Raw genomic sequence first — 11467 nt, forward strand, 5'->3', positions numbered from 1 at the left:
GTCCGATGGCACCGCGTAAGGTCAGATGCTCCGCGTAGCTCGTGTCGCGGCTCGCGCCGCTGCTACAGGGGTGCGATGTTGCTGTAGCAGCGGCGCAAGCCGCGTCCGGTGGCACCGCGTGGGGTCAGATGCTCCGCGTAGCCTGTGACGCGGCTCGCGCCGCTGCTACAGGTTGATCGCCTGTAACCCTCGCTGCATTTCCGGCCAAGGTAAATTGCCCGTAAAGGCGCTTTGATTATGCCCGCCGGTTCCTTATCGTTCAGCCTCCTCAAAGTAGAAGTCCTCCCGCACAATGGTCGATCATTCAATGCAGTCCCCAGGTCCCCGTAAATCGCGTCGCTGGCTGTTCGGCCTGTTGATGGTGCTGGTTGTCGCCGTGTTGTGCTGGTGGTTCTGGCCGGCCAAGAAAAGCCCGGAGAACGGCGCCGCCGCACCCGCCAGTGCAGGGCGCAATGCAGGTTCCGCGCGCCCCGGTTTCGGCGGTTCGGCCGAGCCTACCCCGGTGCGGGTAGCGGATGTGGTCACCGGTGACTTCCCGGTGTACTACAAGGCGCTGGGCACGGTGACCGCGATCAATACTGTCAATGTGCGCAGCCGTGTGGCCGGGGAGCTGGTCAAGGTCAACTTCCAGGAGGGGCAGCGGGTCAAGGCCGGCGACCTGCTGGCGGAAATCGACCCGCGCAGCTATGAAATCGCCTTGCAGCAAGCCCAGGGAACGCTGGCGCAGAACCAGGCACAACTCAAAAACGCGCAGATCGACCTGCAGCGTTACAAAGGCCTGTTCGCCGAAGACAGTATCGCTCGCCAGACCCTGGATACCCAGCAGGCGCTGGTGGGGCAGTACCAGGGCACCATCCAGACCAACCAGGCGGCGGTCAACGACGCCAAACTCAACCTGGACTTCACCCGCATTCGCGCACCCATCGCCGGTCGGCTGGGACTGCGCCAACTCGACATCGGCAACCTGGTAGCTGCCAACGACACCAGCGCGCTGGTGGTGATCACCCAGGTACAACCGATCACCGTGGCTTTCACCCTGCCTGAAAGCGAACTCACACCAGTGCTGGCGCGTTACCGCAGCGGCGCCAAGCTGACCGTGGAAGCCTGGGACCGGGGCGATACGCGCAAGCAGGCCACCGGCGTGCTGGGCAGCCTGGACAACCAGATCGACACCACCACCGGTACCCTGAAGTTCAAGGCTCGCTTCGATAACCAGGACGAGGCCCTGTTCCCCAACCAGTTCGTCAACGTGCGTCTGCTCTCGGATACCCTCAAAGGGGTGGTGCTGGTGCGCTCGGCAGCCGTTCAGTACGGCGTCGACGGCACCTTCGTCTACGCCATGGACGGTAACGACAAGGTCAAGATCCGTCAGCTCAAGGTGGGCCCCACCGACGGCACCAATACTGTAGTCGAACAAGGTCTGGCCCAAGGTGATCGGGTCGTGCTCGAAGGCACCGATCGGTTGCGCGATGGCAGCCGGGTCGAAGTGGTCGATGACAGCGCCAAGGTTCCTACCACGCCGGGGCAGCATCTGCAGGGGCAGGATGGCGCCGGTGTGCCGGGCGAGAAGGGCAAGACCGGGGCATGAATATCTCGCGGCTGTTCATCCTGCGCCCTGTCGCAACGACCTTGACCATGCTCGCCATCGTATTGGCGGGCGTGCTCGCCTATCGATTGCTGCCGGTGTCGGCGCTGCCGCAGGTCGACTACCCGACGATTCGCGTCATGACGCTGTACCCCGGCGCCAGCCCGCAGGTAATGACCAGCGCGGTCACCGCGCCGCTTGAACGCCAGTTCGGGCAGATGCCCGGCCTGACCCAGATGGCCTCGACCAGCTCGGGCGGCGCGTCGGTGCTGACCTTGCGCTTCAGCCTCGAGATCAACATGGACGTTGCCGAGCAGCAGGTGCAGGCAGCGATCAACGCCGCCAGCAACCTCCTGCCCTCGGACCTGCCTGCGCCGCCGGTGTACAACAAGGTCAACCCGGCCGACACCCCGGTGCTGACCATCGCCATCAGTTCCAAGACCATGCCGCTGCCCAAGCTCAACGACCTGGTCGACACCCGCATGGCGCAGAAGATCGCGCAGATCAGCGGCGTGGGCATGGTCAGCATCGCCGGTGGTCAGCGTCAGGCGGTCCGGATCAAGGTCAACCCCGAAGCGCTGGCGGCCAATGGCTTGAACCTGTCCGACGTGCGCACCCTGATCGGCGCGTCCAACGTCAACCAGCCCAAGGGCAATTTCGATGGCCCCACACGGGTGTCGATGCTCGACGCCAACGACCAGCTGCGTTCGCCCGAGGAATACGCCAACCTGATCCTGGCGTACAACAACGGCGGCCCGCTGCGTCTGCGTGACGTTGCGCAGATCGTCGACGGCGCCGAAAACGAACGGCTGGCTGCCTGGGCCAACCAGAATCAGGCGGTGTTGCTCAACATCCAGCGTCAACCGGGCGCCAACGTCATCGACGTGGTCGATCGGATCAAGGCGCTGCTGCCCTCAATCACCGACACCATGCCGGCCGGGCTCGACGTTACCGTGCTGACCGACCGCACCCAGACCATCCGCGCGTCGGTGACGGACGTCCAGCACGAACTGCTGATCGCCATTGCCCTCGTGGTGATGGTCACGTTCCTGTTCCTGCGCCGCTTCAGCGCGACCCTGATTCCCTCCATCGCCGTGCCGTTATCGCTGGTAGGCACCTTCGGGGTGATGTATCTGGCCGGGTTTTCGATCAACAACCTGACCCTCATGGCCCTGACCGTGGCCACGGGCTTCGTGGTCGACGATGCCATCGTGATGCTGGAAAACATCTCGCGCCACATCGAGGAAGGCGAGACACCGATGCAGGCTGCGCTCAAGGGTGCGCGGCAGATCAGCTTCACCCTGCTGTCGCTGACATTTTCGCTGATTGCGGTGCTGATCCCGCTGCTGTTCATGGCTGACGTGGTTGGCCGCCTGTTCCGTGAATTCGCCATCACCCTGGCCGTGGCCATCCTCATTTCCCTGGTAGTCTCGCTGACGCTGACCCCGATGATGTGCGCACGCCTGCTCAAGCGCGAGCCCAAGGATGAAGAGCAGAGCCGCTTCTACAAGGCCAGTGGCGCCTGGATCGACTGGCTGATCGCCCGTTACGGCGGCGGCCTGCGTTGGGTGCTGCGGCACCAGCCGCTGACGCTGCTGGTTGCCGTCGCCACCCTGGGCCTGACTGTGCTCCTGTACCTGGTGGTGCCCAAGGGCTTCTTCCCCGTGCAGGACACCGGCGTCATCCAGGGCATCTCGGAGGCGCCGCAGTCGATTTCTTTCAAGGCCATGGGCGAGCGACAGCAGGACCTGGCCAGGATCATCCTGCAGGACCCGGCCGTCTCCAGCCTGTCTTCGTACATCGGCGTGGACGGTGACAACGCTACGCTCAACAGTGGACGCTTGCTGATCAACCTCAAGCCCCACAGCGAACGCGACCTCACCGCCAGCCAGGTGATCGCGCGCCTGCAGCCGGAGGTCGACAAGCTGCTCGGCGTGCGCCTGTTCATGCAGCCGGTCCAGGACCTGACCATCGAGGATCGGGTCAGCCGCACTCAGTACCAGTTCAGCCTGTCCTCCCCGGACGCCGACCTGCTCGCAACCTGGAGCGCCCGTCTGGTGGACGCGCTGAAGCAGCGCCCTGAACTCACCGATGTGGCCAGCGACCTGCAGGACAAAGGCCTGCAGGTTTACCTGGTGATCGACCGCGATGCGGCCAAGCGGGTCGGGGTGGATGTCGCCGATATCACCGACGCGCTGTACGACGCCTTTGGTCAGCGACAGATTTCCACCATCTACACCCAGTCCAGCCAGTACCGGGTGGTGCTGCAGGCCACAGACGCCAGCACCCTCGGGCCGCAGGCGTTGGAGCAGATCTACGTCAAGGCCAGCGTCAATGGCACGGGCACGACCAATCAGACGGCCGACAGCGACACTACTGCCACCAGCGGCACCCAGGTGCGCCTGTCGAGCCTGGCCCACATCGAACAGCGCCAGGCCCAGTTGGCCATCGCCCACATCGGTCAATTCCCGGCAGTGATGATGTCATTCAACCTCGCCGATGGCGTAGCGCTGGGCAAGGCGGTCGACGTCATCGAGCAGGTGCAGCGCGACATCGGCATGCCACTGGGCGTGCAGACTCAGTTCCAGGGCGCGGCCGAAGCCTTCCAGGCGTCGCTGCAGAGCACCTTGCTGCTGGTGTTGGCGGCCATCGTCACCATGTACATCGTGCTGGGCGTGCTCTACGAGAGCTATATCCACCCCATCACCATTCTTTCGACCTTGCCCTCGGCGGCGGTAGGCGCCTTGCTGGCGCTGCTGATCAGCGGTAACGACCTGGGCATGATCGCCATCATCGGCATCATCCTGTTGATCGGTATCGTCAAGAAGAACGCGATCATGATGATCGACTTCGCCCTGGAGGCCGAACGCAATCAGGGGCTGGATCCCGAGACCGCGATCTACCAGGCGGCGCTCCTGCGTTTCCGGCCGATCCTCATGACCACCATGGCCGCGCTGTTCGGCGCGGTGCCGCTGATGCTTGCCAGCGGCTCGGGTGCCGAGTTGCGCCAGCCGCTGGGCCTGGTCATGGTCGGCGGGCTGCTGGTGAGTCAGGTGCTGACGCTGTTCACCACGCCTGTCATCTACCTGTACTTCGACCGCCTGGGTCGACGCTGGGGGCGCCGACCAGCCGCCGTGGAACAGGCTGAATCATGAACCTGTCCGGACCTTTCATCCGTCGTCCGGTGGCGACCTTCCTGATGAGCGTGGCGATCATGCTGCTGGGCGGGGTCAGTTTCAGCCTGTTGCCGGTCTCGCCGCTGCCCAGCATGGATTTCCCGGTGATCGTGGTGTCGGCCAACCTGTCCGGCGCCAGCCCCGAGGTCATGGCCTCGACCGTGGCCACGCCGCTGGAGCGATCGTTCGGCGCCATTCCGGGCGTGACCACCATGAGCAGCCGTTCCAGCCAGGGCTCGACCCGGGTCATTCTGCAGTTCGACCTGGACCGCGACATCAATGGCGCGGCGCGGGAAGTGCAGGCGGCGATCAACGCGTCGCGCAACCTGCTGCCCAGTGGCATGCGCAGCATGCCGACCTACAAGAAGATCAACCCGTCCCAGGCGCCGGTCATGGTCCTGTCGCTGACCTCCGATGTGCTGGCGAAGGGTCAGCTGTATGACCTGGCGTCGACCATCCTGTCCCAGAGCCTGTCCCAGGTACCGGGCGTAGGCGAGGTGCAGATCGGTGGCAGCTCGCTGCCGGCGGTGCGTATCGAGCTCGAGCCGCAACTGCTCAACCAGTACAACGTCTCGCTCGATGACGTGCGCACCACCATCGACGGGACCAACGTGAGGCGCCCCATCGGCTTCGTCGAGGACGGCGAGCGCCAGTGGCAGGTGCAGGCCAACGACCAGTTGGACAAGGCCGACGACTACAAGCCGCTGATCATCCGCTATCAGGACGGGTCGGTACTGCGCCTGAGCGACGTCGCCAAGGTCACCGACGGTGTCGAGGACCGCTACAACAGCGGGTTCTACAATGACAATTCGGCCGTGCTGCTGGTGATCAACCGCCAGGCCGGGGCCAACATCATCCAGACCGTCAGCCAGATCAAGGAACAGCTGCCGGCCCTGGAAGCGTTGTTGCCGGCCAGTGTCGAACTGAACATCGCCATGGATCGCTCGCCGGTGATCACCGCTACCCTGCACGAAGCCGAAATGACCCTGCTCATCGCCGTGGTCCTGGTGGTGCTGGTAGTGTTCCTGTTTCTCGGCAATTTCCGCGCCTCGCTGATTCCCACACTGGCCGTGCCGGTGTCGCTGGTGGGGACGTTCGCGATCATGTACCTGTGGGGGTTCTCCCTCAACAACCTGTCGTTGATGGCGCTTATCCTGGCAACCGGGCTGGTGGTGGACGACGCCATCGTGGTGCTGGAGAACATTTCCCGGCACATCGATAACGGTGTGCCGCCATTGCGCGCGGCCTACCTGGGCACCCAGGAAGTCGGCTTCACCCTGCTGTCGATGAACGTCTCACTGGTGGCGGTGTTCCTGTCGATCCTGTTCATCGGCGGGATCATCGAGAGCCTGTTCCGCGAATTCTCGATCACCCTGGCGGTGGCCATCGTCGTTTCCCTGTTCGTCTCGCTGACCCTGACGCCCATGCTCTGCGCGCGCTGGTTGACCCCGCACCAGCCCGAACAGGACAACCGCCTGCAGCGCTTCAGTCACCGCGTCAACCAGCGCATGGTCGCTGCCTACGACCGCAGCCTGGGCTGGGTTCTGCGTCACCGCAGGCTGACCCTGCTTAGCTTGCTGCTGACCATCATCGGCAACGTGGCCCTCTACGTGGTGGTGCCCAAGACCTTCATGCCGCAGCAGGACACTGGCCAGTTGATCGGCTTCGTGCGCGGCGACGACGGTCTTTCGTTCTCGGTCATGCAGCCGAAGATGGAAACCTATCGCCGCGCATTGCTCGCCGACCCGGCGGTCGACAGCGTGGCCGGCTTCATCGGTGGCAACAACGGCAGCAACAACGCGACCATTCTGGTTCGCCTCAAGCCCATCGAAGAACGCAAGATCAACGCGCAGCAGGTGATCGAGCGTCTGCGCAAGGAAATGCCCAAGGTGCCCGGCGGCCGCCTGATGCTGATGGCCGACCAGGACCTGCAGTTCGGCGGTGCCCGGGAGCAGAGCACCTCGCAGTATTCGTACATCATCCAGAGCGGCGATCTGTCCGCGTTGCGCACCTGGTACCCGAAAATCGTCGCGGCCTTCCGCGCGCTGCCGGAACTGACCGCCATCGATGCCCGCGAAGGCCGCGGTGCCGCCCAGGTGACTCTGATCGTCGACCGTGACAAGGCCAAGCGCCTGGGCATCGACATGAGCACCGTGACCTCGGTGCTCAACAATGCCTACAGCCAACGGCAGATTTCCACCATCTACGACAGCCTCAACCAGTACAAGGTGGTGATGGAGATCAACCCCAGATACGCGCAGGATCCGATCACCCTGGAGCAGGTCCAGGTGATCACCACGGACAACAAGCGCGTGCCGCTGTCGAGCATCGCTCACTACGAAAACAGCCTGGCCGATGACAGCGTCAGCCACGAGGGGCAGTTCGCCTCGGAGAGCATTTCCTTCGACCTGGTCAGCGGGGTGACCCTGGACGTTGCCACGCCACTGATCGAGCGCGCGCTGGTGCGTGTCGGCCTGCCCGAGGACATCATCGTCAAGGTCGCGGGCACCGGCGATGCTTTCGCGGCCGCGCAGAAAAGCCAGCCTTTCATGATTCTCGGCGCGCTGGTGGCGGTGTATCTGGTGCTGGGCATTCTCTATGAAAGCTACATTCACCCGCTGACCATTCTCTCGACCTTGCCATCGGCGGGGGTAGGGGCCTTGCTGAGCATCTACCTGACCGGTGGCCAGTTCAGCCTGATCTCGCTGCTGGGCCTGTTTCTGTTGATTGGCGTGGTGAAAAAGAACGCGATCATGATGATCGACCTGGCGCTGCAGCTCGAACGCAATGAAGGGCTGGGCCCGGCCGAATCCATTCGCCAGGCCTGCCTGCTGCGCCTGCGGCCCATCCTGATGACCACCATGGCGGCCATTCTCGGCGCGCTGCCGTTGATGTTCAGCACCGCCGCAGGCGCCGAGATGCGTCGTCCGCTGGGCCTGACCATCATCGGTGGCCTGGTGTTCAGCCAGATCCTCACGCTCTACACCACTCCGGTGGTTTACCTCTATCTTGACCGCCTGCGCCACCGCTTCAACAAGTGGCGCGGCGTGCGTACCGATGCCGCTCTGGACACTCCGCTATGACCGATTCCATTTTTTCGCGCGTCTCGCGCCTGGCCAGTGTGGCACTGTGCAGCTTGATGCTGGGCGCCTGCACTCTGGGCCCGGACTACCAACGCCCGACGATCACAACGCCGGTGCAATTCAAGCAGGCCGATGGCTGGCGTCAGGCCAATCCCAGCGATGCCATGGCGCGCGGCGCCTGGTGGGAGCTCTATGGTGACCGCCAGCTCGATGCCCTGGTGCTCAGGCTCAACCGCTCCAACCAGACGGTTGCCCAGTACGAGGCGCAATACCGGCAGGCCCAGTCGCTGGTCCGCAGCACCCGCGGCGCGCTGTTTCCGACCGTCGACCTGAGCGCGGGCAAGACCCGCTCCAGTCAGGGGACCGGCAGCAGCGGTTCGAGCCTGAGCCAGTCGAGCAGTGGTATTCGCGATACCTACAACACGCAGCTGGGTGTGAGCTGGGAAGCCGACATCTGGGGCAAACTGCGCCGCGGGCTGGAGGCTGATCGGGCCAGTGCCCAGGCCAGCCTTGCGGATCTAGCCGCGATGCGCCTGAGCCTGCAGTCGGAGCTGGTGCAGAACTACCTGCAATTGCGGGTCATCGATGAGCAGAAGCGCCTGCTCGAAGCCACGGTACAAGCCTATCAGCGCTCGCTCGACCTGACTCAGAACCAGTACCGGGCAGGGATTTCCGGCAAGGATGCGGTGTTCCTGGCGCAGACCCAGCTCAAGAGTACCCAGGCCGACCTGATCGATCTGGCCTGGCAGCGAGCCCAGCTGGAAAATGCCATTGCCGTGCTCATCGGCATGGCACCGGCCGAGTTCAGTCTGGCCGCGAGCACCGAGATCCCGGCGTTGCCGGCGATCCCGCTGGCCGTCCCGTCGCAGCTGCTCGAGCGACGTCCCGACATTGCCGCCGCCGAGCGCTCGGTGATGGCGGCCAATGCCGAAATCGGCGTGGCCAAGACCGCCTACTTTCCCGATCTGACCTTGAGCCTCTCCGGCGGTTACAGCAGCAGCAGCTTTAGCAACTGGATCTCGCTGCCCAACCGTTTCTGGTCGGTCGGCCCGCAACTGGCGATGACCCTGTTCGACGGCGGCCAGCGTGCGGCGGAGGTGGACCGCAGCGAGGCGGCCTACGACCAGACGGTCGCGCAGTATCGTCAGACCGTGCTCGACGGGTTCCGTGAAGTCGAAGACTACATGAGCCAGTTGAAGGTGTTCGACGAAGAAGCGTCGGTGCGCAACGAGGCCTTGCAGGCGGCCCGCGAGTCGTTGCGCCTCACATCAAACCAATACAAGGCCGGGCTTATTGGCTATCTTGACGTGGTCAACGTACAGGCAACGGCGTTGAGCAACGAGCGCAGCGTGCTGACCCTGATGCAGAGTCGGCTGGTCGCCAGCGTGCAGTTGATCGCGGCGCTGGGCGGCGGCTGGCAGGAACCGGCACAATAGGCCAGCGGCGTCGGCAACCGCGTTTCGTACCACCTCTGAAACCCCGCACGCCCTGGTCAAGATATCGATGCTGATTGGTACCTATTCCTCCGCCCTCGTGGCCGTATCGCTGTGTGTCGCCATCCTGGCGTCCTATACCGCACTCGATCTGGTCGGGCGCATCGCCACGGCGCAGGGTCGGGCGATCTATCTGTGGATGAGCGGCGGTGCGCTGGCGTTGGGTATCGGCGTGTGGTCGATGCACTTCATCGGCATGCTCGCCTTCGAATTACCTATCCAACTGGGCTACGACCTCGGCCTGACCGCCGCGTCGCTGCTCATCGCTGTCCTGAGCTCAGGGTTTGCCCTGTGGCTGGTCAGCCAGCCGCTGCTGCCCTGGCCACAATTGGCCGGCGGCGCGCTGATCATGGGCGCAGGCATCGGCAGCATGCACTACACCGGCATGGCGGCGTTGGAGATGCAGCCAGGCATCGTCTACGACCCGGTGCTGTTCGTTGCCTCCCTGGCCATTGCCGCGGGCGCTTCCGGCGCAGCGCTGTGGATCGCCTTCCGCCTGCGGCGCAACCGGCCGAACGTGCGACTGGCCCGGGCTGGCGCGTCGGTGGTGATGGGTATCGCCATCGTCGGTATGCACTACACCGGCATGGCAGCAGCCAAATTTCCCGAGGGCAGCGTGTGTGGTGGCGCCCTCGATGGCCTTACCGGGGATGGCCTCGATTACCTGGTGTTGGTCACGACCCTGGCGATCCTGGGCATGACCTTGCTGACTTCGGTGCTCGATGCGCGCCTGGAGTCGCGCACTGCGGCGCTGGCCAATTCCTTGACCCTGGCCAACCAGGAACTGACCCAACTGGCCCTGCACGACAACCTGACCGGCTTGCCCAACCGTATTCTCCTGGCCGACCGCATTGGCCAGGCGATCAGCCAGATCGATGCGGTCGGCGGTTGTCTGGCAGTGATGTTCATCGATCTGGATGGTTTCAAGCCGGTCAACGACGCCTTCGGCCATCACATGGGCGACCAGCTGCTGCGCGCCGTCGCCTCGCGCCTGCGCACCAGCCTGCACGGCCAGGACACCCTGGCGCGCATCGGTGGCGACGAGTTCGTCCTGCTGGTAAGCCTTGAAGCAGCGGCCTATGCCAAAGGTATCGCCGCGCGCCAGGTTCACCTGATCGGCCAGACGTTCGAAGTCGCCGGACACAGCCTGCATATTTCCGCCAGCATCGGTATCGCGCTGTACCCCGGCAACGGCATCGACCAGAACGAGCTGCTGATGAATGCCGATGCGGCCATGTACCACGCCAAGAGCATTGGCAAGAACGGCTACAGCTTTTTCGAAAACTCGATGAACACCAATGCCCGCAAGCGCTTGCAGCTGCTGCAGGAGTTGCGTCTGGCGGTGGCCGAGCGTCAGTTGCGGCTGTTCTACCAGCCCAAGTTCGATGCCCGCAGCGGCAAACCGGTCGGTGCCGAAGCGCTGTTGCGCTGGGAACACCCACGCATGGGCCTGCTGGCGCCTGCAGCGTTCATCGACCTGGCGGAGACCACCGGGTTGATCATCGACATCGGCCACTGGGTGCTTGACGAGGCCTGTCGGCAGATGCGCGAATGGGTCGAGCTGGGCTTCCATGACTGGCGTGTCGCGGTCAACCTGTCGGCCCTGCAGTTCGGCCACGCCGGACTGGTGCGCAGCGTTGCCGTCACCCTGGCGCGGCACGGGCTGGCAGCTGCCAATCTGACTCTGGAAATCACCGAGAGCACCGCCATGAGTGACGCCGATGCCAGCATGACGGTGCTGCAGCAGCTGTCGGACATGGGCGTCGATCTGTCCATCGACGATTTCGGTACAGGCTATTCCAGCCTCATGTACCTCAAGCGCCTGCCTGCCAACGAGCTGAAGATCGATCGCGGCTTCGTTCGCGACCTGGAGCAGGACGGTGACGACGCTGCGATCGTCTCGGCAATCGTGGCGCTGGGTCAGGCGTTGGGCCTGCGTATCGTCGCCGAGGGCGTGGAGACCAGTAACCAGCAATTGTTCCTGACCCAGCTGGGGTGTGATTCCCTTCAAGGCTACCTGCTCGGACACCCGCTGCCGGCGGAGCGATTCATGCATGACATCCAGGCCGCCAGGCACATCGAAAGCGTCACTCGGGCCTAGGGCCGCTCGCGGGGCTTGCCATTAGATGG

The 11467-nt window shown here is 64.1% G+C and carries 5 protein-coding genes; all 5 read left to right on the plus strand.

The window, feature by feature from the left end:
* Positions 1-292: 292 nt before the first annotated feature.
* The 5 genes from ASF66_RS02330 (at position 293) to ASF66_RS02350 (ending at position 11438) form a co-directional block, all read left to right on the plus strand.
* Positions 293-1588 (plus strand): MdtA/MuxA family multidrug efflux RND transporter periplasmic adaptor subunit, encoded by a 1296-nt coding sequence (locus ASF66_RS02330; protein WP_056842553.1) that lies wholly within the window; start codon positions 293-295, stop codon positions 1586-1588.
* Positions 1585-4740, plus strand: coding sequence for an MdtB/MuxB family multidrug efflux RND transporter permease subunit (locus tag ASF66_RS02335; protein ID WP_056842554.1), 3156 nt, complete (start codon positions 1585-1587; stop codon positions 4738-4740). The genes ASF66_RS02330 and ASF66_RS02335 overlap by 4 nt, the downstream gene beginning before the upstream one ends.
* The gene (locus ASF66_RS02340) at positions 4737-7844 is read left to right on the plus strand and encodes an efflux RND transporter permease subunit (protein WP_056842555.1); all 3108 of its coding nucleotides are present in this window, start codon (positions 4737-4739) and stop codon (positions 7842-7844) included. Before ASF66_RS02335 ends, ASF66_RS02340 begins: the two co-directional genes overlap by 4 nt.
* The gene (locus ASF66_RS02345) at positions 7841-9280 is read left to right on the plus strand and encodes an efflux transporter outer membrane subunit (RefSeq protein WP_056842556.1); all 1440 of its coding nucleotides are present in this window, start codon (positions 7841-7843) and stop codon (positions 9278-9280) included. Before ASF66_RS02340 ends, ASF66_RS02345 begins: the two co-directional genes overlap by 4 nt.
* Positions 9281-9347: 67 nt before the next feature.
* Complete coding sequence (locus tag ASF66_RS02350) at positions 9348-11438, plus strand: putative bifunctional diguanylate cyclase/phosphodiesterase (protein WP_056842557.1); 2091 nt, start codon at positions 9348-9350, stop codon at positions 11436-11438.
* The last annotated feature ends 29 nt before the right edge of the window (positions 11439-11467 follow it).

The organism is Pseudomonas sp. Leaf129, assembly GCF_001423465.1.
Taxonomy (GTDB): Bacteria; Pseudomonadota; Gammaproteobacteria; order Pseudomonadales; family Pseudomonadaceae; genus Aquipseudomonas; species Aquipseudomonas coleopterorum.

Excerpts from the sequence above, each read along its gene's own strand:
- ASF66_RS02345 (WP_056842556.1), top strand. The coding sequence starts at position 7,841 with ATGACCGATTCCATTTTTTCGCGCGTCTCGCGCCTGGCCAGTGTGGCA.
- ASF66_RS02330 (WP_056842553.1), top strand. The coding sequence starts at position 293 with ATGGTCGATCATTCAATGCAGTCCCCAGGTCCCCGTAAATCGCGTCGC.
- ASF66_RS02335 (WP_056842554.1), top strand. The coding sequence starts at position 1,585 with ATGAATATCTCGCGGCTGTTCATCCTGCGCCCTGTCGCAACGACCTTG.
- ASF66_RS02350 (WP_056842557.1), top strand. The coding sequence starts at position 9,348 with ATGCTGATTGGTACCTATTCCTCCGCCCTCGTGGCCGTATCGCTGTGT.
- ASF66_RS02340 (WP_056842555.1), top strand. The coding sequence starts at position 4,737 with ATGAACCTGTCCGGACCTTTCATCCGTCGTCCGGTGGCGACCTTCCTG.